The sequence below is a fragment of the Hymenobacter actinosclerus genome, from assembly GCF_900111515.1.
GTDB classification, from domain to species: domain Bacteria; phylum Bacteroidota; class Bacteroidia; order Cytophagales; family Hymenobacteraceae; genus Hymenobacter; species Hymenobacter actinosclerus.
Map to the genome: position 1 here is coordinate 1 of NZ_FOHS01000008.1, position 20817 is coordinate 20817.

The following is a 20817-nucleotide window of genomic DNA, read 5'->3' on the forward strand; positions in this document are numbered from 1 at the left end:
GGCGGTTGCGCAAAGATGGTCACGACTTTTTTTAAAATATCGCGCTCCATTTCCACGCGCCGCAACTCGGCGCGTAGCTGCTTGATTTCGTCGCGCTCGGCACTACTGGGCACCGCCTTTTCCAGGGCCTCGCGTTGCCAGCGGCCGAGCAAAGCCGGCGAAATGCCTTGGGCACGGGCCACGTCCGTCTGGCGGGCTCCGGCCGCTACCTGGCGCACGCACTCGGCTTTGAAAGCGGGCGTATACTTCTTGCGTGTGGCGGACAAGCCGCCAGGATTCAGTTTCTCGGTCATGGGCAGTGGAAGATAAGACTTCTCACTGTCCGTTTTTACTGGACCACCCCATTCTTACTGCTCAGAGCGAGTTGCAGCTCAATGTGTGGAGCAATGAGCATGAAAACTTCGTGATTGCGGTTCCGGGCTTGGTCTTTTTGCGAGCTGGCGGCGAAATGGAGTGTATGATGTGGTGCGCAAAGTATGGATACATCCTTCCAATGGAGTTTTTACCACCTCTGCCGCCAAACTACCATGTGGTTGACGGAAGGATAGAAAGGATAGAAGGGAGGGGGCATTAACCCACGTAAAAATGGCAAAGGCATATAACCGCTCACACGTTTTGGGTCGGCTCTCAGGCTATAAAAAGACGGGAGCTACATGGCACATGACAACAGGTACCCGACAGCTTCGTAGCTCAGCACCAGTAGCTTGACATTTTGCCGTTATCATATTAGACACAGCCGGTAGTGAACTTGAGCAGATTGCCATAACGGCTCAGTCCTACACGGCGCTACGTCGATTACTGCACGATACGCCTGATATAGCAGCGTTACCCCATACGCCCGGTGGTGGGTTACCCCGCTTCTAAACAAAATGCCCCGACCTGCTCAGTGTAGGTCGGGGCTTCTTCGTTCGTATCGGGTAGAACTAGTTCAGCAGTAAGGGAAGCGTGAAGGGTTGTTCGATGCGCTGAGTCTTCTTGTTGACGTAGAGCATCAGGGTCTTCGGGTCCGTGTGCCCCGTTTCACCCATCAACTGACCCACGTTGGCACCTTGCGCAGCCCGAAGAGTCGAATAGGTGCGCCGACCGCAGTGTGTCGTAAGCAGTTCATGTCGCTTTTTCCGTTCTACTATTGGTTGGATGCCGCAATGGTTGTTAACCGTTTCCACAATGTTGAACGACCCGCCGATTAGCTCAGCGATAAGCTTAATCTGTTCATTTAGGTAGTAGTCTTCCAGCTTCACTTTCGTCATGTCCCAGTCGTATTTCTGTAGGATATAGGTGCTGAGTGGGTTTAAGGGAATAGTAACCTGAATGACCTTCTTCTTGGTCTTTTTCGGTGTGAAGTGGATATCCCCATTCTTGATGAAGGTGGGGTTAATCTTCATTGCGTCGCTGATTCGGCAACCGGTCGCGCAGAGCAGAACGAAGACATCACGTATTTTTTCCCAGCTTCTTTTCTTGTAGTTGCTGAACAGTAACAGGTCGTGAATTTCGGCGGGGCTTAGGGCGATGACGTGTTCGGGCTTCTGGGTCAGGTCGCAGCTATAGTTCTTGTAATCCTTTGTAAGAATGACGTGCGACGGTAGCAGCGCGGGACGGTCGGCGTAGTAGTTCAGGCACGACTTAATTTTGGTCGTGTAGTTTTCAGTCGTGCTGTTCACCTTGCCTTCGGCAATCAGCCAATCCTGAAATGCGATAAGGGTCTGTTCGTTGACATCCTGAATCTTCCAGTTCGCATTAAAGCGGTCGAGCGTCTTGATGAAGCTATCGACCACACGCTTCGAACTCTCTTCCATCGTGGCGCTGCCTTTGCGCGACTTATACTTGATTAAGAAGGTTGACAGCAAGTCGTCGTCGTACTTATCTTCTTTGCGCAGCTGGTTGTCGCGGTCCTGCTTCATCTGTAAAAGCTTGGCTTCGAGTCCTTCAATAGTATCAAGACCATCTTCCCGACCACCGAACCAGATGGTTTCGGATTCTGGATTCGACTTGCGGTTGGCGCGGGTATATTTCAGGATGTCGAGTAACACTAAGTCCCCTTCCGCCTTTTCCTTCCGTACCTGTTCTTCATCGACTAGGCGCTTATATTCCTTTTTTACCTTCTCTTCGGTCACGTCCCCACTTGCAATCACGATTTCCCCGGCAAGCTTGTAGCGGTCGAAGGTGGCTTGTAGTTGGTTGTTCGTGTCGAGGTGGTCGGAGTAGGACGTCTTAACGAATCCGTTCGCGCCGATGAATTTGGAGTCAACAGACAGTCCGGTACTGTGGCGAATCATTAACCCTGAGAACATCCAATGTACATACACCATGTTCCCCCGTTGCTTTAGGGAAATGGTTGCGGTAGTCGATTTCGGTCTTGCCATGTTGTAGAACTGCTATAGTACTTTTCTAAGGGTGTGAAAGGCGGCGTATTGTTCTGCTTTTCAGAATCTTAGACAAAGATAAAACTGTGCAGCGAAACTACATTAAGTGTGCAGTAAAACTTTTGTAAAGTGCCTATGTACGCTATAAATGGACTTTTATTTGATTAGGTTAAAAGGTTGTGGAAAAGGGCTCCGGTACTACCGGGGCCTTTTTTATTTTTATGATAATCAGGGGCTTATAAAGCGTGTAGTTTCTCGTGTTACCATTGGGCACCACCGAAAAGCTACCAGTAGGCCTCAGGCAAAGCAACGCCGGCAACCGCGAGGGCTAAAGCCCCGGATTGCCGGCGTTACTATTCGTGCCGGAAGGCGAAGGCCCGGCTGTTAGATGACGACCCGCAGCTCGTAGCCGGTGCCGGGAGCCGGCACGCTGAAAGCACCGACGCGGCTGGGGCCGTAGCCCAGGTTTATTTTCACCCACTCGTCGCGCACGGGCAGCAATTCGATGATTGCCTGGCGCTGGACCGCCAGATCGTCGCGCAGGTTCTGCAGTTCGTTGTTTGCTTCGTCGGTTGGCTGCGGGAAGCTGCCGGGGGCCGGGCGCTGGCCCAGCGCCACAGCCGGGGCCGGCGGCGGGCTTTGGGTAAGGTTGGTGGCGGCTATTTCGGCCTGCGCCAGCTCTTTTTCAGATTCCAGGTAAGCCTGCAGCTTTTCTTCGAGCGGCTTGAGTTCGGGGGCGAGGTAATCGAGGTTGCTGGCCATGCGGCAGAGGGGTTACGGGTAGGAATGGGCACCTGTCTGAACGCAGAAGGCGGCCGCAAGGATACGTTGGCTACGCCGGCGGGGGCGGGGCCGAGGCCGGTTTGGCGCGGTTGCGCTGGCATTTTTCGCCGCAGTACTTCACCTCGTCCCAGCAGTTGCGCCACTTTTTGCGGTAGGCGAAAGGCCGGCCGCAGGTGAGGCATAGTTTGGTGGGCAGGTGGGTTTTACCGTGAGAAGTCAAGGGCAGAAAGGCAAAAGGCAAACCGTTGTACGGCTGCAACGCCGCCGCGGCCGCCGCACGGCTCGCCGGACATAACCGGCGCCCGGCCGTTTTGCTTTTTCCTCGCCGACTTGCCGCGCGGCGTATCTTTGTGCCATGTCAAACCCCGAAACTACGGCCCCCGACCCGCTGGGCCACGCGCTGCTCGACTACCAGCAGGGCCAGCTAAGCGCCACGCTGGCCGTGCACAGCTCCGTTGCCGACGAGGAAGTGCTGCCCGCCGCGTACTTTTTTCGCTCGCTCTGGGAAATGCCCGAGCTGGAGCGCACCGCCCTGGAGCAGTGCCAGGGCCGCGTGCTCGATCTGGGGGCCGGCGCCGGCTGCCACGCCCTGGAGCTGCAAACGCGCGGTTTCGTGGTAAAAGCCGTGGATATTTCGCCCGGCGCGGTGCAGGTAATGCAGCAGCGCGGCGTGCGGGAAGTGGCCCGCCACGACCTGTTCGACCCGGCTCTGGCCCAGGGCGAAAAGTTCGATACGCTGCTTATGCTCATGAACGGCCTGGGCCTGACGGGCACGCTCGAAGGACTGGAGCACTTTCTGCAACACGCCAAAACCCTGCTCAACCCCGGCGGCCAGATTCTGGCGACTTCCTCCGACATCAGCTACATGTACGAAGATGAGGACGGCGCCCTGGTGTTCGACCTCAACGGACCCTATTACGGTGAGGTGACCTACTCGATGCAGTACGGGGCCGAGCAGGGAGCCGAGTTCGGCTGGATTTTCGCCGACCCTACCTTGCTGCAGGACTGCGCCACCCAGGCTGGCTACCAGGTCGAGTTCCTGGAAGAAGACGAGCAGCAGCAGTATCTGGTGCGCCTTTCGCTGGGCTTCTAGCTGAGAGCTAGTAGCTGCTTTCGTGCTGCAACTCTGGCCAACCACCAACGAAACTGTTCAAAAGTTTGCCAGATGAAGCATGACGTTCTGGTTGGCTTTTCTAAACGGCTTCCACAACAAGCAACCTTCAATTTTCCCATCAAGAACAAAAAGCTAACAGCCATAAGCTGCCAGCTAACAGCTAAAAAAGATGTTTGACAGAACCTACACCGTGCGCTGGGCCGATATGGACCCCAACGGCCACATGCGCCACTCGGCCTACAACGACTACGCGGCTCAGCACCGCATCGAGTTTCTGGCGGCCAGCGGCTTCACGCTGCCTTACTTCGCCAAGGCCGGCCTCGGGCCCATTTTGTTCCGCGAGGATACCCGCTTTCTGAAGGAGCTGCACATCAACGAGCAGGTGCGCGTAACGGGCGAGCTGGCGGGCCTGAACGCCGATGGCTCACGCTGGAACATCGTGCATACGCTCTACAAACCCGACGGCCGCCCCGCCGCCACCGTCAGCGTCGAGGGCGCCTGGCTCGACCTGCGCGCCCGCAAGCTCACCACGCCGCCGCCCGAAATCACTGCCCTCATGGCCGAGCTGCCCCGCCACGAGTCGTATGAGGAAATTAAAATGAGGAGTTAGGAGCTAGGAGATAGAAGCTAGCTGAAATGACACGCTGAATTGGTAGGCAGACCGTCATTCAGAGCGCAGCGAAGAATCTCGCGTGAGGTCGTCCAACGGCTGTTCTAACAAGTTCACGCGAGATTCTTCGCTACGCTCTGAATGACGTTCTGGACAGCAACTTGACCTAGCAGTTCCGCTAGGAGTTAAGATGCCCATCATTCCCACTTCCAGTTCCAGCTCTTCACTTCCCAACCGCTGCGGCAATTCGCTTCACCTGCTTTTGGTGGTGTAGCACGTGGTCGAGCATGAAATCGAGGGTCTGGTGGATGGTAAGCATGCCCGAGCGCGGGTGCTTGAAGATGGCCCGGCTCAGCAGCTTGCCCGGATACTCGTTGAGCAGGCGTTCGAGGTGGCGGCGGGTGGCTTCCCATTGGGCCCGCAGCTCGGGCAGCGGGGGCACTTCGGCGGGCGTAAGCTCGGCCAGGTAGCGCGGCACTTTAAAGCGGGTGAAGGGCAGCCGCAGCGCCAGCCGCAACAGCCGCGACTTCAGAAAGGCCGCAACGCCCGATTCTCCCAGCTTGTCGGCATCGCGCAGCTTCTTTTCGATGTACTGCCCGATGCCCGTTTCCGACACCAGCAGATGCTGCACCACCTGCGCGGCCGACCACTGCCCGGGGCCCGGCGCCACGGTGGCCCGCTCGCCCAGGTCCTCTACGCTGGTCAGCAACTGGTTGGTGGCGCGCTCCAGGTGTTCGAGGCGAAGGTGCAGGCGGTGGTTCATGCGCAGGAAAACAGGGGAGCGTGGGAGGGAAGCAGAAGATTTACGAGAAAAGGTACGCAAAAGCCCGTCTGCCGGCCCATACTTTCTGCTGTAGCACCCAAATAGTCCAGGGGCCGTCAGCTTAGCGTAGTGGGTCGCCAGCATTTTGTTGCCCGACGCGGTGTGGGCTTTCGCGGGCGGGTGCTGAAGCAAACGGGGCAGAGGGGCGCGTTGAGTGCAAGCCCCGTCAGTGCGCCGGTGCCGTAACGGGCTGCCGGCGGCGGGCAGTCTTAAACTTGTGCGGGGCTACGGAGTTATGGTCACGGTTTTCGGTGGCGGCCATTCCTACGGTGTCCTGCTTTCCACTGAAATCCGGTAGTTTTTCTTACACAACAGGCAAAAAAACGATGAAATCCACTCTTCTTCTCACGGCCGCGCTGGCCGTTTTCGCGGCGCAGGCGCAGGCCCAAACCGCCACTACCGCCACCACTACTGCCCCGCCCCGCGTAGCCGCCGACCAGATTGCGACCAACAAAGGTCCGCTTACGGTGCAGCCCATTACGCACGGCAGCGTGGTATTTACCTGGAATGGCAAAACCATTTACGTTGACCCCTACGACGGTGCTGCCGCCTATGCTGGCCTGGCCGCTCCCGATGTTATCCTGATTACCGACATCCATGGCGACCACCTCGACCCCAAAACCCTGGCGGGCCTGCCCGTGAGTAAGGCCCTGATGGTGGTGCCGAAGGCCGTGGCCGACAAGCTGCCGGCCGAGTACCAGAAGCAGGTGCGCATCCTTAGCAACGGCCAGCGGCTCGATACGCTGGGCATGAGCATTTCGGCCGTGGCCATGTACAACCTGCCCGAAGCGCCCGATGCCATGCACACCAAAGGGCGGGGCAACGGCTACGTGCTGAACCTGGGCGGCAAAAACGTTTACCTGTCCGGCGACACCGAGGACATTGCCGAGATGCGCGCCCTCAAGAACATCGACGTGGCCTTCGTGTGCATGAACCTGCCCTACACCATGGACGTGAACCAGGCCGCGCAGGGCGTGCTGGCCTTCAAGCCGGGCATTGTGTACCCCTACCACTACCGCGGCCAGGACGGCCTGAGCGACGTGGCCAGCTTCAAGAAAACCGTAAACACGGCCAACAAGAAAATCGACGTGCGCCTGCGCAACTGGTACCCAGCGGCCAAATAAACCAACTCAGCAGCCCGACCCAGGTCGGGCTGCCGAATGGTGTAACGGGCAGGGTTACTGCATGAGGTTTTTCCACGCAGTCGGCCAACTTCCGCAACACGTTGTAGCTTCTGTTGCAGGAGAAGACCTCAACCGGCACAAACAAAAAGGCCCGCTCGAAGCGGGCCTTTTTGTTTGCTGAAAAGCGAGAGTCGGATACGTCAAGAAATCGGCGTAATCACGACCAACCAGCGAAAATCGGTGATTAATTAGCGCTTCACGTAGAGCACGTCCTTCACGGCTTTCACGGTGCGCTCCACGTTGGGCAGCGAGGCCTCGATGAGCGTCGGCGCGTAGGGCAGGGGCACGTCCATGCAGGTAATGCGACGGATGGGGGCGTCGAGGTAGTCGAAAGCGCGGTTCTGCACCATGTAGGCCAGCTCCGAGCTGATGCTGGCCAGCGGCCAGGCCTCTTCCACTACCACCATGCGGTTGGTTTTTTTCACCGACTCCACCAGCGTATCGTAGTCGATGGGGCGCACCGAGCGCAGGTCGATTACTTCGGCTTTGATGCCATCCTGGGCCAGCTGGTCGGCGGCTTCGAGGGCCACCTTCATCATCTTGCCGAAGCTGACGATGGTGACATCGGTGCCCTCGCGCACCACGTTGGCTTTGCCAATCGGGATGAGGTATTCCTCCTCGGGCACCTCGCCCTTGTCGCCGTACATCAGCTCCGACTCCATGAAAATTACCGGGTCGGGGTCGCGGATGGCGCTTTTGAGCAGGCCTTTGGCGTCGTAAGGCGTCGAGGGAACCACCACTTTCAGGCCGGGGCAGTTGGCGTACCAGCTCTCGAAGTTCTGCGAGTGCTGGCTGGAAAGCATGCCGGCGTTGCCGGTCGGCCCGCGGAACACGATGGGGCAGGAGTACTGCCCGCCCGACATGGAGTAGATTTTAGCGGCCGAGTTAATCACCTGGTCAATAGCCACCAACGAAAAGTTGAAGGTCATGAACTCGATGATGGGCAGCAGGCCGTTGATGGCCGCGCCCACGCCGATACCGGCAAAGCCCAGCTCGGCAATCGGGGTGTCAATCACGCGCTCGGCCCCGAATTCGTCGAGCATGCCCTGGCTTACTTTGTAGGCGCCGTTGTACTCGGCTACTTCTTCGCCCATGAGAAACACGCGCTCGTCGCGGCGCATTTCTTCACTCATGGCTTCACGCAGGGCTTCCCGGAATTGGATGGTCCGCATAGCAGGTAGGAAAATCGAAAAATCTGGAAAAGACTGGAAAAGAAAAAAGCCGGCGCTAAACCGGCCCGTAAAGCTACAACGGGTAAATGGGAAGGGCAAACGGTGAAATGGTGAGATGGTGAGTTTGACGTTTCGAGGGCCTGATTGTGCCACTTGCGCCAACAGGCCCTCGAAACGTCAAACTCACCATCTCACTATCTCACTATCTCACCACCTCACCTTAACGCCTCCAGAAACTTCTTGCCCTTGGTGAATTCGCGAAACTCCAGGTCCTCGACGGCGCGGTTGGCATAGCTGCGGTCGAGGCCGATGGCGCGGCGCAGGTGCAGGGCGGTGGCGGCCTCATTGTGCTGGCGGGCAGCCGTTATGGCCAGGCTGTAGTACACCAGTGGCTCCTGGGGGCGCAGGGCCAGGGCTTCCTCGTAAATGGCGGCCGCGCCGGGGTAATTGCCCTTCAGCACGTAAATGAGGGCCCGGTTCATCAGGTTCTGGTAGCTGCGCGGGCTGCTGTAGCTAAGGCTGCGCAGGGCCTCGTCGGGCTGGCCCATTTCAATTTCCAGGGCCGCTTTATCGGCGAAGGCCTTGCTGAGCATGGCCGGCGAGCCGCCCAGCTTGATGGCATAGTCGTAGCTCTGGCGGGCCTCGGCCAGGTCGTTGGCGCGGTGGTAGGCGGTGGCCACGCGGTAAAACAGCTCGACGGTGGGGTTGCGGTGGGCGGCCAGCGTGAAGTTGACCGCCGCCCGGCGCTGGTAAGCCCGGATTACCTTGGCGTTGGTTTCCTTCTCGGAGCGCATCAGCAGCACCGCGCCCAGGTTGTAGTAAGCCTGCCAGGCCCCGGTGGTGGCCACGGCGGTTTCGAAAATGCGCTGCTTTTCGGCCAGCAGCGGCGTGAGCGAGGCCGAGTAGCGCAGCTCTTCGGCCGTGAGGGCGTCGGCCTCGGTCTGCTTGTCCACAATCTTCTTCGACAGTATGTACACCTCCGAATCGTAGCGCTTGGGGGCCGAGTAGCGCACCGACACCGTGCCGAAGCGCAGCACCGGATAGATGTAATGCTCCAGGTAATCGAAGAAGCTGAGCGAGTGCAGGCGCTGTTCCTTCTGGGCGAAGGTGCCGGGCGAGTCGTTGATGAGCAGCACCACCGAATCTATCTGGGCGGGCTTGAGGGCCGACTGCTGCACCTTGCTCAGAAACAGGTCCCAGCGGCGGCGGTAGGCCTCGGTTTCGAAGTCGATGTTGCCCACCTTGTTGAGGTAGGAATTTTCGGAAACGCGCTTTTTGTAGTAGCCCAGCAGGGCCTGTACGCGCCGATCGGGCAGGCGCGGGTCGTGGCGGTCGAGCGAGTCGGGCGAGTGGCCGGCCACAATCATCACCTTTTCGGTGCGCTGGTTGGCCTCGATAAAGTCTTCGAGTGCGGCCACATTGGTGCCCAGGAAGTTGCGGATTTCGGCTTTGCCGGCATCAAAATAGAAAGGTAGTACCCGGGTGCCGCTACGCTCGTTGCTTACGGTTTCGGGCAGCAGGGCCAGCAGCGAATCCTGGCGCACCACCAGCTGGCTGGTGGTGAGGATGCCGCGGGCCAGCACCAGTTCGGGGCCCTTCAGGCGCGCGCCGTTGGGCTTGGTCAGGCGGGCATCGGGGCGGGCCAGCAGCTCGCCGGGGCTCTTTTGGGGGGCGTAGGGAAAGGTAAACTGCCGCCGGATGACGAGCATATTCTTCTGCTGCTCGTCGTACACGTACTCGCCCGACAGAAACGTAAGCCGGCCCACGGTGTCTTCGCGCAGGCCGTTCTGGTAGCGGTAGCTCAGGGCCACGTTGTAGGCGGCGCCCTTGCGCAGGTGGTTGGCGGGCACTTTGGCCGTCACCTCGAAGCGCACCTGCTGGCCGTTGCTTTCCAGCACGGCGGGCTGCACGGTAATCGACTGGCCGGTCTGGGCGGCTTTCAGCACTTTGGGCAGGGGCGAGCAGGCGGGCAGCAGGCTGGCGGCCAGCAGCAGGGCGGCCGCTACGGGCAGCCGGTGCGGTAGATGGGGCATAGGCAAAGGCCAAGTGGGGCCAGAAATTTCGGTAATCAAACGACGAAAGGTAGCCGATAGACGTATCTTGCCGGGGGCTTCTCGCGTAAGTGCTTGATACCGGGGCGAAATCAACGTATATTACCCCAGCCAACCACCTACCGTACCGCTAAAATTACTTATATGCACCGCATTACCGACTTTATCGAAAAGCAGAGCTTCGGCGTCTGCGACGCCATCGGCAAGCGGGTGGGCTTTTCCAGTAGCAGCGTCCGGCTCTCGTTCGTTTATGCGTCCTTCTTCACTTTCGGCTCGCCCATCGTCCTCTATTTCGCCCTGGCCTTCTGGCGCAACGTGCGTCACGCCCTGCGCCGCCAGCGCAGCACCGTCTGGGATTTGTAATTTGAGAGGCGAAATATAAGAAGTGAGAGAGGAGACTCTCAGGAGCCCGTTTGCCATGGCAAATGGGCTTTTTTTGGCCCGGAGTATAAGGCCCGCCGGCTATAAGTGCCGGGCCAGCTTCCATACCGTTTCTCACTTCTCACTTCTCAAATCCCTGAAAAACCGTTTTCCCTGTCCGAAGTAAGCCCAGACGAGGCTGCCGGCATAGGTGCCGGCGCGCTCCGACAGGCGCAGGCGGGCCGGAAACTGCCGCCGCCGCTTGCGCCAGTAGCTCAGGCGGCGCATAAAGTGCCAGTGGGCCCGTAGTACGGCCCGGAAGTCGGCGGTCTGGCCTTGCAGCAGCAGGCGTAGGGCCGCCACCCAGTCGAGGGCCACGCGGCCGATGAGTACGGCGGGCAGCTCGGCGGGGTGGGTGTTGAGGTAGACCAGGGCCAGGCCGTTGCGGAAGTTGAGGTAGGTTTTGCGCGGGTTGGACTTGTGCAGCGTGCCGCCGCCCACATGAAACACCGTGCTGCTGCCCTGGTACCATACCTGCCAGCCCGCGTTCTGGAGCCGCCAGCAGAAGTCAATTTCCTCCATGTGGGCAAAAAACGCCGCCTCCAGCCCACCCAGCGCGTGCCAGGCTTCGGCCCGCACCAGCAGGCAGGCCCCGGTGGCCCAGGCCACCGGCCGGACGTCGTCGTACTGGCCCGTATCGGTTTCCAAGGTATCGAAGAGACGGCCGCGGCAGAAGGGGTAGCCCAGCGAATCGAGGTAGCCGCCGCCCGCCCCCGCGTACTCGAACAGCTGGCGCATGGCCGGGTCGGGACTGAACTGCCTGATTTTGGGCTGGCAGGCGGCAATGCGCGGGTTGGCTTCCAGCAGGGCCCGTTGGGGCGCGAGCCAGCCGGGCGTTACTTCCACATCGGAATTCAGCAGCACGTAGTACCGGAACTCGCCTCGCAGCCGGGCCAGGGCAAGGTTGTAACCTTCGCAGAAGCCCAGATTGGCCCCGTTTTCCAGCACCCGCACCGTCGGGAACTCCGCCCGCAGCAGGGCCAGCGAGTCGTCGGTCGAGGCATTGTCGGCTACCAGCACGGTGGCGCCGGCCGAGTGGGCCAGCACGGCGGGCAGGAACTGGCGCAGAAAGTCGCGGCCATTCCAGTTGAGGATGACCACCGCCACATCGGCGCAGGAAGTATCGGCAATGGCACTAGCAGAGCGTTCAGCCAGGGGCTGCCCGCTGGCCAAGGGGGCGGATATGGGTTGCAGAAGGTTGTTTTTAAGAACCAGTGGCTATCAGCCAGCAGCTGATAGCTTAAAAACCTACATCCCGAAACCGCTCAGGTCCATGCCGGGAATATTGGGAATGAGGCCGGAAGTGGTCTTTTTGAGCTCCTCCTGGGCCTTGGCGGCGGCCTCGTCCATTACCTTGTTCACGGCGGCTACTACCAAGTCGGCCAGCATGTCGCGGTCCTGGGGCTGCAGCAGGCTTTCGTCGATTTCGAGTTTGAGCAGGCGGCGCTGGCCGTTGGCCGTGGCTTTCACCAGCCCCCCGCCCGATTCGGCCGTGGCCGTCAGGTACTGCAGCTGGTCCTGGGCCTGCTTCATCTTCTCCTGCAGGTCCTTCATCTTACCCATCATGCCAGACATATCAAACATAGTCGCGTCGTCTCAAAAGGTGAAAAATAGTAGCGCAAAGATACGCCGTAGCGCGAAGCTCCAGCCTTGCCCGTCGGTGCTGGTGACACAGCTAATCCGTTTTACGATGCGCGAAGCCGGTGCTTCGCGCTACATCACCGGATAATGGTGACGGTGCCGTACTGTTTCACGCGGCGGCCCTGCTGGTCGAGCGCCTCGAACTGCCAGGCATAGGCCCCCGGCACCGGCGCGGCGCCTTTAATGCGGCCGTCCCAGCTGCGGGTGCGGTCGGTGGTCTGGAACACGGTCTGGCCGTTGCGGTCGATGATGGTGAAGCGGAAGTTATCGAGGAAGCGGCCCTTTAGCTCCAGCACGTCGTTGAGGCCGTCGCCGTTGGGCGTGAAGGCAGTGGGCAGCACCAGCTTGACGGGGCGCGCCACTTCGGCCACGTTGGAGTACGAGGGCGCGGTTAGTCCGGCCCCGGTGGCCTCGATGCGGTAGCGCACGGTTTGCCGGTCGGGGTCGGGCTGCCGGTCGAGGTAGGTGAGGGCCGCGCCTACCGGTACGCTGGCCACCACCGAGTTGTCGGCCGCCAGCTTCAGCACCCGGTAGCTTGCCGGCACAGTCGGCGCGGCCCCCGTCACCGCTAGCTCCGACCACGTCAGGCGGATTTCGGGGGTGTTGAGGCCGGCGGGTTCGGCCACCAGCTGCACCACGCATACCCTGGAACCAGCCGGAGCACGGTTGCCGCAGGCGTCCTGAAACTCCACGGTATAGCACAGGGGCGCGGTCGGGTCGGGCGTAATCAACGAATCGAGCAGGCGGCGGGCTGCTGTGGCGGCCAGCGGCGCGCCGTTGCGCTGGTAGCTGAGCTGGCCCCCGGCGGCCACGCCCGGCACCTCAACCCGCAGCTCTACCTGGCCCTTCAGGTTGAAGCCGGCCCACAGTTGCGGCCGGGCCGGCGGCGTGGTCGAAAGCGCCGTCAGGCTGATTTCGTTGGAAACCGAGGTGGCGGGCCCGCTGCTCAGGCTGAGCTGGTAGCGGTAGGTGGTGCCGCAGCTCACGGCCGCATCATCGTAGCTGGTGGCGCCGGCCGGCAGCGGCAGTACTACGCTGGTGCTGCCTTCGGTGCGGGTAAGCGTGTAGGTGCCATTTCCCGCGCTAACCCAGCTGAGCTGGTTGCGACCGTTGGTGGCTGCCCCGCTTAGCTGCACCGGGCAGACTGTATTGGATGGCAGGCTGAAAACCGGCGGCTGGCACAGATCCTGGAGCAGCAGCCGGTAGCAGCCCGGCAGCGGGCCGGCCGGCTGCGTGAGGCTGGTTGTGCCGGCTGCCACGGGCGACAGGGTGCGGTAGCCGCCCGGCGCGGTGGCATCGGCCACCTGCAGCTGGTAACGGTACTCGGGTTGCAGGGCCTCAAAATCAAGCTGCACAGTGCCCTCGGCGGGCCGCGTCAGGCGGCGCACTACCGGCGGCCGCGGGGCCGGCAGGGGCGTAAAGGGCTTTGTGCCGGTGCCCTCGCACAGCCCGGCCTGCGCGTTGCGGCCCATAACGGTAACCGTGTTGGGGCCGCTGCTTACCGGGTAGCTCACGGCCACGCCGCGCTCCGCCTTCACCAGCGCGGCCGTGCCCACCTGCACCAAGTAGTCAGTGTAGCTGGCATCGGTTATGGTTACCTGCACCAGGCCCGGCGAACAAACGCTGACTTCAAACGTGGGTACGGGTGTGGCCAGCACCTCGTAGGGCTTAGCGAAAATGATACCCTGCGTATTGCCCCCCGCTCCACCCTGGGTATTCTGGGTGATGACCAGTGGCCCCGATGTGGTGGGTACGAACGTAGTAGTGGTGTCGGTAAAGCCGCTGCAAATAACAGTAGAACCCGTTCGGTAGTAAATCTGGGCCGGGTCCAGATTTTTGCCGCTCCGGTCGCGCAGCCGTATTGGCCGGCCCACGCACAGGAATTTGGTGATGAGCTGACCCGTAATGGCGTCGTAGGCGGCAAAATCAGCCCCGGCATCGGTTTGCGACACGCACGGCGCCTGGGCCCGCGCCGCCGTATTGCCCAGCAGGCCGGCCAGTAGCAGAATCCAAAGCAGGAGTGCGGTTTTCATCATGACCAGCCTAACGCCACAAGTGCGAAAATCTTTTCCCGAAGAAACGCAAAAAGCGGCTGGCCTCATAGCCCGATGCCGAGACGCAACGGCTGGCGGCTCGTCGTTGCTGACAGCGAGCGTCTGCTACTGCCGTTCAACGTCAGCAACGACGAGCCGCCAACGGTTGCGTCTCTACCTCCCGAAACAGCTCTTCCGGTCGCGGTAAGGCACCTACTCCCAGGCGTAGCTGCGTACGAAGTCGGCGGCGGCGGCCAGGTCGGGGTACAGAATCCGGTCGTGGGCCACGAAGGGCACCTTCTCGCGGAAGGCCGCCACCAGCGCCTCCAGTGGGGTCGAGCTGCGGCCGGGGCGGCGGAACTCCAGGGCCTGGGCCGCATTCAGCAACTCGATGCCCAGCAGCTGCTCCACGTTGACCACCACGCGCAGGGCCTTGGTGGCTGCGTTGGCGCCCATGCTCACATGGTCTTCCTGGCCGTTGCTGCTCACCAGGCTGTCTACCGAGGCGGGCGTGCACAGTTGCTTGTTCTGGCTCACGAGGCCCGCGGCGGCATACTGCGGAATCATCAGGCCCGAATTCAGGCCCGGCTCGGCTACCAGAAACGGTGGTAGCCCCCGCTGCCCGCTGATGAGCTGGGCCGTGCGCTGCTGCGAGATGCTGCCCAGCTCGGCCACCGCAATGGCCAGCATATCGAGCCCCAATGCCAGGGGCTGGCCGTGGAAGTTGCCGCCGCTCAGAATGGCGTCATCCTCGGGGAAAATGGTAGGGTTGTCGGTGACGGCGTTGCACTCGATTTCGGTGGTGCGGGCCACGTACGCCAGCGCGTCGCGCGAAGCGCCGTGTACCTGGGGCATGCAGCGCAGCGAGTAGGGGTCTTGCACGGCGGTTTTGGGTTGCTGCTGCAACTCGCTGCCCGTCAGCAGGGTTCGCAGCCGCTCGGCCACCAGCAGCTGGCCGGGGTGGGGCCGCAGGCGGTGCAGGCGCTCATCAAACGGCTCGCGCAGCCCGTCGAACCCCTCCAGCGAGAGGGCCCCGATAACGTCGGCGGCGGCGGCCAAGCGGCTGGCGCGCAGCAGCGCGTGCACGGCGTAGGCCAGCATAAACTGGGTGCCATTGAGAAGCGCCAAGCCTTCTTTGGCCCCCAGCACGATGGGCTCCCAGCTGAACAGGCTCAGCGCGTCGGCGGCGGCCAGGCGGTAGCCCTCATAGTGTACTTCGCCCAGGCCCAGCAGCGGCAGGCACAGGTGGGCCAGCGGGGCCAGGTCGCCGCTGGCGCCCAGGCTGCCCTGCTCCAGCACCACTGGCAGCATGCCGCGGTTGTAAAAGTCGAGCAGGCGCTGCACGGTGGCTACCTGTACGCCGCTGTGGCCGTAGCACAGGCTCTGCACTTTCAGCAGCAGCATCAGCCGCACCAGTTCGGCCGGCACTTCGGCGCCGGTGCCGCAGGCATGCGACATGAGCAGGTTGGTTTGCAGCTGCTGGCGCTGCGCGGTCGGAATGGCCTGCCCGCACAGCGCCCCAAAGCCCGTATTGATGCCGTACACGGCCGTATCGGGGTCGCGCTCCAGGCGCTGGCGCAGGTAGTCGTGGCCGGTGGTGAGGCGCTGGCGGGCTTCGGCACTCAGCACCACCCGGGCCCGGCTGCGTAACAGCTCATCGAGCGTAGCTAAATCGAGGGAAGCGGAGGGCGTTATTTCGAAGTCGGCGGCCATAGAGCAGGGGAGCAGGGAGGAATTTCAAAAGTACGGAATCTGGCCGCGCGGCCCTGGCCAGGCTGCCCGTCCGCCAATTCGGCGGGGGGGGCGGCCCGGCCAGGAATAAATACAGCGCCGTGCCCGGTGAAATCGGTATTTTTTTCGCTTGCTTCTGAAGGTTGGGTTGTCGATATTTGGAATACCGCTCTGATTCTTATTTCATTATCCTATGGAATACAACCCCAAGTTCGGCCCCGTTGCCCAGACTCCCTCTCAGCGCCGCCTGGTGCTGCGCCGCCTGCAGGACGCCATTCCCGGCCTCCGAACCAAGGCCACGCTCTATGCCCGCCGCCTCTATGTGCGCTACGTGGCCGGCGAGCTAAGCTGGACTGAAGTCCGCCAGGCGCTGGACGCGCAGCGGTAGAAGCTGGTTGAATTAGTTGGAACGCCGTTGGTGCTGGTGACAATGGCATGCTGCGCCTGTCGAAGCAGCTCTACCGCTTCTCTGCAATCGTTCTAAAAACACGGACGCCATACTTCAACAAGCGCAGCATGACGTCCGTATTTCCCTAAGCCCTAAGCCCTAAGCCCTAAGCCCCCTAAGCCCCCTAAGCCCCCTAAGCCCTAAGTGAACTGACAGATTAAGTTGGTAGGCAGAACGTCATTCAGAGCGTAGCGAAGAATCTCGCGTAAAATCGTTCAACAGTTGTTCAAGCGAGATTCTTCGCTACGCTCTGAATGACACGCCGTACACCAATTTAGCTTGTCAGTTCACCTAAGCCCTAAGCCCTGATTACCGCCAGCACCTCCTCCAGCGTCAGCGTCTGCTCCTGGCCGGTGGCCATGGTTTTCAGCTTGAAACGGCCGGCGGCGCGCTCTTCGGGGCCCTGGAGCAACACGTAGGGAATGCCCTTGCCGTCGGCGTACTTAAACTGCCGGCCCAGCTTGCCCGACTCGGGGTACAACTCGGCGGCCAGGCCCTCGGCCCGCAACCGCGCCAGCACGGGCAGCACGGCCACCTCGCTTTCGGCATCGAAATTGGCCAGCAGGCAGCGCGAAGTGCTGTTTACGGCTTCGGGGAATAGGTTGAGCTCCTCCAGGCAGTCGTAGAGGCGGTCGACGCCGAACGAGAAGCCCACGCCCGACACGCCCGGCAGCCCGAAGGCGCCCGTCAGGTTGTCGTAGCGGCCGCCGCCGCTCACGCTGCCCATATTCACATTGTTGATCTTGATTTCGAAGATGCAGCCCGTGTAGTAGCTCAGGCCGCGGGCCAGCGTCACGTCGAACTCCAGGTTGGCCCACTGCTCAAACCCGAAGCCGCGCAGGTAGCTTAGCACCTGCTGCAAATCCTGCAAGCCTTTGTAACCGTCGGCGCCGGCCGTGTCGGGTTCCACGCCGGCCGTTACGAAGGCGGCCAGCAGCCGCTCCAGCTTCTCCTCGAAGCTGCCCGCCACGTTCAGCAGGTCGAACAGCTTGTCGATGGCTTCGGCCGAGAAGCCACGCTCGGCCAGCTCCTTTTTTACGCCCTCGCGCCCGATTTTGTCGAGCTTGTCGATGGCCGTGAACAGGTCTACCTCGGTGCCTTCGCCCCCCAGCGCCTGATAAAAAGCGCCCAGCACGCGGCGGTGGTTTATTTTGATGGTGTGCTCGGTGAGGCCCAGCTTAGTGAGCACCTCGCTCATCATAAGCACGATTTCGGCCTCGCAGAGCAGCGAGGCGGTGCCCACCACGTCGGCGTCGCACTGGTAAAACTCGCGGTAGCGGCCGCGCTGGGGGCGGTCGGCGCGCCACACGGGCTGAATCTGGTAGCGCTTGAAGGGGAACACCAGCGTGCCGCGGTTCATCACTACGTAGCGGGCGAAGGGCACGGTCAGGTCGTAGCGCAGGCCTTTTTCGGCCACTTTGGGCAGCACGGCCCGGGGGCCGGCCAGCAGGTCGGCGGGCGTTACTTCTTCCTTGATGACCTCGCCTTTCTGCTTTTTGAGGAAGTTGCCCGAGTTAAGCACCTTGAACAGCAGCTGGTCGCCCTCGTCGCCGTATTTGCCCGTCAGCACGCTCAGGTTTTCCAGGGTCGGGGTTTCGAGCGGGGCGTAGCCGAACTTCTCGAACACGCGGCGAATCACGCCGAAAATATAGTTGCGGCGGGCCACTACGGCCGGGCCAAAATCGCGGGTGCCTTGCGGAATGCTGGGTTTCTGAACGCTCATCGGGGGCGAAGGAATCGGAGTGCGGGAGTATGGCCGCAAAATTCGCGCTTTCCGCCGGACTTTCCCGTTTCTTCTGCGGCCGCCGTAAATCAGTCCGCCTGGGAAGCCAGAAATTCGATTTCCTGCATCGCGTCGAGCACCGACGCTACCAATAAGGGTTGCGAGCCGGGGTCGAGGCGCTGGAAGCGGTGGCGGCTGGCCTGCGGCGTGTGGCACAGAATGAGCTGGCGCGACTGGGCCCGCAGCACGAAGGCGTAGGCCAGCAGCAGCTCAATTACATCGTTGTTCAGCGTATCAACCAGGCTTAGGTCCACCACCACGGCGGGCTTATCGGCCCGGCTGGCCCGGTGCAGGGCGCGGGCCAGGGCTTCGCTATCGGTGGTGTTAGCAGCTAAATAAGACGGGATAAGCAAATATGCCTGGGGTAGTTCTTCACGCTGTACATCCAACATCTTCCGGCCCTCACTATAAAACGGTACGACTCCGCATGTAAGCGAGCGTTTGAACCCGCAAGTTACGAGTGCAACAAGGATAAAATAGAATTATGGCAGGATACTTTGCTTTAATCGATAAAAACGCCCCATTCAACGGGCAGCGGACGCTGTTCGGCGAGCCTGATAAAGTACCGGGGAAGCCAGCGGCGACTTGAGCGGAGCCCGCACGCCGGCCCGGCGCAGGCCGTGGGTGGTCCAGTCGTTGCAGGTGCGCAGGGCGTGGTAGCGGCCGCGGGCCCGCAGGAAAAAATCGGCCCCGCCGTAGCCGGCCGGCTGGCGCAGTGGGCGGCGGCCCAGCGAGTCGGGCGCCGCCAGCGCGGCCTGCACGTGCGCCACCAGCCGCTGGTACTGCGCGGCCGATACGCGGAGTGGCACCACCAGAGCGCCCGAGTCGGGCGCGGCCCGGTAGAAGCGGGCGTGTACCAGCGTTCGGGAGGGCAGCAGGGCCCGCAGCACGGCTCCCGGTCCGGGGGTGCGCCCGCCCATCGAACCCAGGAAAAACCCTTCGTTTCCCCAGCCAAAGCCCACGTAGGAGTAGCGCCCAAACCGGGTTGTGAGGGCGGGCTGGTTTAGCTCGCGCAGCCAGTCGTGGCCGGTTTGCGGGTCGTGCAGGGGTAGCACCAGGTCGGTGTGCGCGCTGTTCGACACCACGAACACCGGTACGCCGCCCGGCGTTTGGCGAAACTGGCGGTTTACGGGCACCGCGGCGCCGCTCAGCAGCAGGAAAATAAAGGCCACGAAAGCTGCCATGGGGCAAAGATAAGGCGCGCCGCGAGGGCAACTACGGCCTGCCGGGCGTATATTTGCCGCCAACCAAACCCGTGGCCGTGTACCGCCTGCTCGCTTATCTGCTCACGTCGCTGCTGCTGCTCCAGACCCTGGAACAGGAGTTGCTGGTGGTGAACTACGAGCTGAACCAGGCCCGCATTACGGCGCGCTATTGCGTGAATAAGGCCCGTCCACAGCTCAAGTGCAATGGCAAGTGTCACCTGGCCAAGCAGTTGCGCCAGGCCGAAGACGACAGCAATAAGGCGCCCGCGGGCAGCACCCGGCTTAAGTTTGAGCTGGTGCCGGCGCCCGCCCGCTTCGTGCTGGCCGCCCCGCGCTGCTGGCCGTCCACCCCGGCCCGCTACGCCGCCCCCGCGGCTCCGCGCTACGCTGATGCTCCCGCCCGCGGGGTGTTTCGCCCGCCGCTGGCCTAAACCTGCTTCCGCCCCGGTTTTCTACTGCGAAAACCGGAACGACCGGTAAGCCGCCCCCGTGGGGTGCGGCCCTGGCCCGTGTACCAGTACGCGGGCCGGCCGGTAGGTTTATTCTTCAGCCTTAGCGTTTTTACTAATGATTTTTTCGCGTTTTGCGGCCCTGGCCGCCTCGCTGGCCCTGGGCACTATGCTACTGGGCAGCTGCAACGATAAAGACAACGACCCCGCGGCCGAGCCGCAAAAAAGCGTGTTTTCGGTAGAGCTCGAAAACACCGTGGGCAACCGCAGCCTCAACCTCGATACCGACACCTACACTACCCCGGCCGGCGACCAGTTCACCATCAGTACCTTCAAATACTACCTCTCGAACCTGGAGCTGCTGAAGGCCGACGGCAGCGTAGTGCCCTTGCCTGACACCTACTTTCTGGTTGACCACGCCAATAAAGCCAGCCAGAAGCTCCAGTTCAGCGACGTGCCGGCCGGCGACTATACCGGCCTGCGCCTTGTGGTAGGCGTGGATAGCGCCCGCACCAAGGCCGGCAACTTCAGCGGCGTGCTTGGCGACGACCAGGGCATGTGGTGGGCCTGGAGCAAGGAGTTCATCAACGTGAAGCTGGAGGGCACCTCACCCCAGTCGCCCAAGGGTGGGCTGGTGTTCCATATTGCCGGGTTTAAGGGCGCTAACGGGGCCAACAACACCATCCGTACCGTTACGCTGCCCTTCCCCAGCGGCAGCAAGCTGCTGGTGCGCCCCGACCACACGCCCGAAATTCATATTAAGGTAGACGCGCTGAAGATGTTCAGCGGCCTGAGCACCATCCGTTTCGCCACGGTGAATAACACAATGGGCGGCCCTGCCTCGGTGCAGATTGCCGATAACATCGCCGCCGGGATGCTTACTGTCGAGCATCTGCACGCCAATTAGAGAAGTGAGATTGGAGAGGTGAGAAGCAAGATATGAGAAGTGAGACAAAAGACTCATGGTAATCCGGAACAGGATTAACCGCTTCAGTTCTCACCCCTCA

The 20817-nt window shown here is 61.5% G+C and carries 21 protein-coding genes; 7 read left to right on the plus strand and 14 right to left on the minus strand.

Going from position 1 to position 20817, the window contains the following annotated elements; translation table 11 throughout:
- The 4 genes from BMY67_RS18355 to BMY67_RS18375 form a co-directional block, all read right to left on the minus strand.
- Positions 1–293, minus strand: a 293-nt coding sequence (locus BMY67_RS18355) for a transposase (protein WP_143069927.1), incomplete at its 3' end; no start/stop codon positions are given.
- 630 nt (positions 294–923) lie between these two features.
- Entirely contained in the window at positions 924–2363 is a 1440-nt protein-coding gene (locus BMY67_RS18365) for a tyrosine-type recombinase/integrase (protein ID WP_143069928.1), read from the minus strand.
- Positions 2364–2747: 384 nt separating this feature from the next.
- Positions 2748–3125 (minus strand): hypothetical protein, encoded by a 378-nt coding sequence (locus BMY67_RS18370; RefSeq protein ID WP_092774251.1) that lies wholly within the window; start codon positions 3123–3125, stop codon positions 2748–2750.
- 70 nt (positions 3126–3195) lie between these two features.
- Entirely contained in the window at positions 3196–3366 is a 171-nt protein-coding gene (locus tag BMY67_RS18375) for a DUF2256 domain-containing protein (RefSeq protein WP_092774288.1), read from the minus strand.
- Positions 3367–3501: 135 nt separating this feature from the next.
- Between BMY67_RS18375 and BMY67_RS18380 the strand changes: the two genes are divergently transcribed.
- The gene (locus BMY67_RS18380; RefSeq protein ID WP_092774252.1) at positions 3502–4239 is read left to right on the plus strand and encodes a class I SAM-dependent methyltransferase; all 738 of its coding nucleotides are present in this window, start codon (positions 3502–3504) and stop codon (positions 4237–4239) included.
- A gap of 190 nt (positions 4240–4429) precedes the next feature.
- On the plus strand, positions 4430–4870 hold the full coding sequence (locus tag BMY67_RS18385) for an acyl-CoA thioesterase (RefSeq protein ID WP_092774253.1): 441 nt from the start codon (positions 4430–4432) through the stop codon (positions 4868–4870).
- A 223-nt stretch (positions 4871–5093) separates the two neighbouring features.
- On the opposite strand, the gene BMY67_RS18390 is transcribed toward BMY67_RS18385, so the two are convergent.
- The gene (locus BMY67_RS18390) at positions 5094–5633 is read right to left on the minus strand and encodes a DinB family protein (RefSeq protein ID WP_177189933.1); all 540 of its coding nucleotides are present in this window, start codon (positions 5631–5633) and stop codon (positions 5094–5096) included.
- Between the two features lie 386 nt (positions 5634–6019).
- On the opposite strand from BMY67_RS18390, the gene BMY67_RS18395 reads away from it, so the two are divergent.
- The gene (locus BMY67_RS18395; protein ID WP_092774255.1) at positions 6020–6817 is read left to right on the plus strand and encodes an MBL fold metallo-hydrolase; all 798 of its coding nucleotides are present in this window, start codon (positions 6020–6022) and stop codon (positions 6815–6817) included.
- Between the two features lie 248 nt (positions 6818–7065).
- Here BMY67_RS18395 and BMY67_RS18400 read toward each other — a convergent pair whose 3' ends face one another.
- Positions 7066–8049, minus strand: coding sequence for a pyruvate dehydrogenase complex E1 component subunit beta (locus BMY67_RS18400; RefSeq protein ID WP_092774256.1), 984 nt, complete (start codon positions 8047–8049; stop codon positions 7066–7068).
- 215 nt (positions 8050–8264) lie between these two features.
- Complete coding sequence (locus BMY67_RS18405) at positions 8265–10082, minus strand: tetratricopeptide repeat protein (RefSeq protein ID WP_092774257.1); 1818 nt, start codon at positions 10080–10082, stop codon at positions 8265–8267.
- Positions 10083–10244: 162 nt separating this feature from the next.
- On the opposite strand from BMY67_RS18405, the gene BMY67_RS18410 reads away from it, so the two are divergent.
- Positions 10245–10463 (plus strand): PspC domain-containing protein, encoded by a 219-nt coding sequence (locus BMY67_RS18410; protein ID WP_092774258.1) that lies wholly within the window; start codon positions 10245–10247, stop codon positions 10461–10463.
- A 132-nt stretch (positions 10464–10595) separates the two neighbouring features.
- Here BMY67_RS18410 and BMY67_RS18415 read toward each other — a convergent pair whose 3' ends face one another.
- The 4 genes from BMY67_RS18415 to hutH form a co-directional block, all read right to left on the minus strand.
- Positions 10596–11693: a glycosyltransferase family 2 protein gene (locus tag BMY67_RS18415; RefSeq protein WP_317040360.1), complete on the minus strand. Its 1098-nt coding sequence runs from the start codon at positions 11691–11693 to the stop codon at positions 10596–10598.
- A gap of 75 nt (positions 11694–11768) precedes the next feature.
- Positions 11769–12104: a YbaB/EbfC family nucleoid-associated protein gene (locus BMY67_RS18420; protein ID WP_092774259.1), complete on the minus strand. Its 336-nt coding sequence runs from the start codon at positions 12102–12104 to the stop codon at positions 11769–11771.
- Between the two features lie 134 nt (positions 12105–12238).
- Positions 12239–14194, minus strand: coding sequence for a T9SS type B sorting domain-containing protein (locus tag BMY67_RS18425; RefSeq protein WP_143069929.1), 1956 nt, complete (start codon positions 14192–14194; stop codon positions 12239–12241).
- Positions 14195–14407: 213 nt separating this feature from the next.
- A complete protein-coding gene (hutH, locus tag BMY67_RS18430) occupies positions 14408–15907 on the minus strand; it encodes a histidine ammonia-lyase (protein WP_092774261.1) in 1500 nt (499 codons plus the stop codon).
- A gap of 211 nt (positions 15908–16118) precedes the next feature.
- On the opposite strand from hutH, the gene BMY67_RS18435 reads away from it, so the two are divergent.
- The gene (locus tag BMY67_RS18435) at positions 16119–16313 is read left to right on the plus strand and encodes a hypothetical protein (protein WP_092774262.1); all 195 of its coding nucleotides are present in this window, start codon (positions 16119–16121) and stop codon (positions 16311–16313) included.
- A 358-nt stretch (positions 16314–16671) separates the two neighbouring features.
- Here the strand turns inward: BMY67_RS18435 and hisS are convergent, their stop codons facing one another.
- The 3 genes from hisS to BMY67_RS18450 form a co-directional block, all read right to left on the minus strand.
- Positions 16672–18096 carry a histidine--tRNA ligase gene (gene hisS / locus BMY67_RS18440; protein ID WP_092774263.1) on the minus strand — a complete coding sequence of 475 codons (1425 nt, stop codon included), beginning with the start codon at positions 18094–18096 and terminating at the stop codon, positions 16672–16674.
- A gap of 89 nt (positions 18097–18185) precedes the next feature.
- Positions 18186–18509 carry a hypothetical protein gene (locus tag BMY67_RS18445; RefSeq protein ID WP_092774264.1) on the minus strand — a complete coding sequence of 108 codons (324 nt, stop codon included), beginning with the start codon at positions 18507–18509 and terminating at the stop codon, positions 18186–18188.
- Between the two features lie 171 nt (positions 18510–18680).
- On the minus strand, positions 18681–19340 hold the full coding sequence (locus BMY67_RS18450; protein WP_092774265.1) for a DUF2459 domain-containing protein: 660 nt from the start codon (positions 19338–19340) through the stop codon (positions 18681–18683).
- Between the two features lie 53 nt (positions 19341–19393).
- Here BMY67_RS18450 and BMY67_RS18455 point away from each other — a divergent pair, with 53 nt between their 5' ends.
- The gene (locus BMY67_RS18455) at positions 19394–19792 is read left to right on the plus strand and encodes a hypothetical protein (RefSeq protein WP_092774266.1); all 399 of its coding nucleotides are present in this window, start codon (positions 19394–19396) and stop codon (positions 19790–19792) included.
- A 136-nt stretch (positions 19793–19928) separates the two neighbouring features.
- Complete coding sequence (locus BMY67_RS18460; RefSeq protein ID WP_092774267.1) at positions 19929–20717, plus strand: MbnP family protein; 789 nt, start codon at positions 19929–19931, stop codon at positions 20715–20717.
- Positions 20718–20817: the final 100 nt, after the last annotated feature.

Bases quoted from the DNA above. Each gene is read 5' to 3' on its own strand.
- BMY67_RS18365 (WP_143069928.1), bottom strand. From the start codon at position 2,363: ATGGCAAGACCGAAATCGACTACCGCAACCATTTCCCTAAAGCAACGG.
- BMY67_RS18370 (WP_092774251.1), bottom strand. From the start codon at position 3,125: ATGGCCAGCAACCTCGATTACCTCGCCCCCGAACTCAAGCCGCTCGAA.
- BMY67_RS18380 (WP_092774252.1), top strand. From the start codon at position 3,502: ATGTCAAACCCCGAAACTACGGCCCCCGACCCGCTGGGCCACGCGCTG.
- BMY67_RS18385 (WP_092774253.1), top strand. From the start codon at position 4,430: ATGTTTGACAGAACCTACACCGTGCGCTGGGCCGATATGGACCCCAAC.
- BMY67_RS18390 (WP_177189933.1), bottom strand. From the start codon at position 5,633: ATGAACCACCGCCTGCACCTTCGCCTCGAACACCTGGAGCGCGCCACC.
- BMY67_RS18395 (WP_092774255.1), top strand. From the start codon at position 6,020: ATGAAATCCACTCTTCTTCTCACGGCCGCGCTGGCCGTTTTCGCGGCG.
- BMY67_RS18400 (WP_092774256.1), bottom strand. From the start codon at position 8,049: ATGCGGACCATCCAATTCCGGGAAGCCCTGCGTGAAGCCATGAGTGAA.
- BMY67_RS18405 (WP_092774257.1), bottom strand. From the start codon at position 10,082: ATGCCCCATCTACCGCACCGGCTGCCCGTAGCGGCCGCCCTGCTGCTG.
- BMY67_RS18410 (WP_092774258.1), top strand. From the start codon at position 10,245: ATGCACCGCATTACCGACTTTATCGAAAAGCAGAGCTTCGGCGTCTGC.
- BMY67_RS18420 (WP_092774259.1), bottom strand. From the start codon at position 12,104: ATGTTTGATATGTCTGGCATGATGGGTAAGATGAAGGACCTGCAGGAG.
- BMY67_RS18425 (WP_143069929.1), bottom strand. From the start codon at position 14,194: ATGAAAACCGCACTCCTGCTTTGGATTCTGCTACTGGCCGGCCTGCTG.
- hutH (WP_092774261.1), bottom strand. From the start codon at position 15,907: ATGGCCGCCGACTTCGAAATAACGCCCTCCGCTTCCCTCGATTTAGCT.
- BMY67_RS18435 (WP_092774262.1), top strand. From the start codon at position 16,119: ATGGAATACAACCCCAAGTTCGGCCCCGTTGCCCAGACTCCCTCTCAG.
- hisS (WP_092774263.1), bottom strand. From the start codon at position 18,096: ATGAGCGTTCAGAAACCCAGCATTCCGCAAGGCACCCGCGATTTTGGC.
- BMY67_RS18450 (WP_092774265.1), bottom strand. From the start codon at position 19,340: ATGGCAGCTTTCGTGGCCTTTATTTTCCTGCTGCTGAGCGGCGCCGCG.
- BMY67_RS18460 (WP_092774267.1), top strand. From the start codon at position 19,929: ATGATTTTTTCGCGTTTTGCGGCCCTGGCCGCCTCGCTGGCCCTGGGC.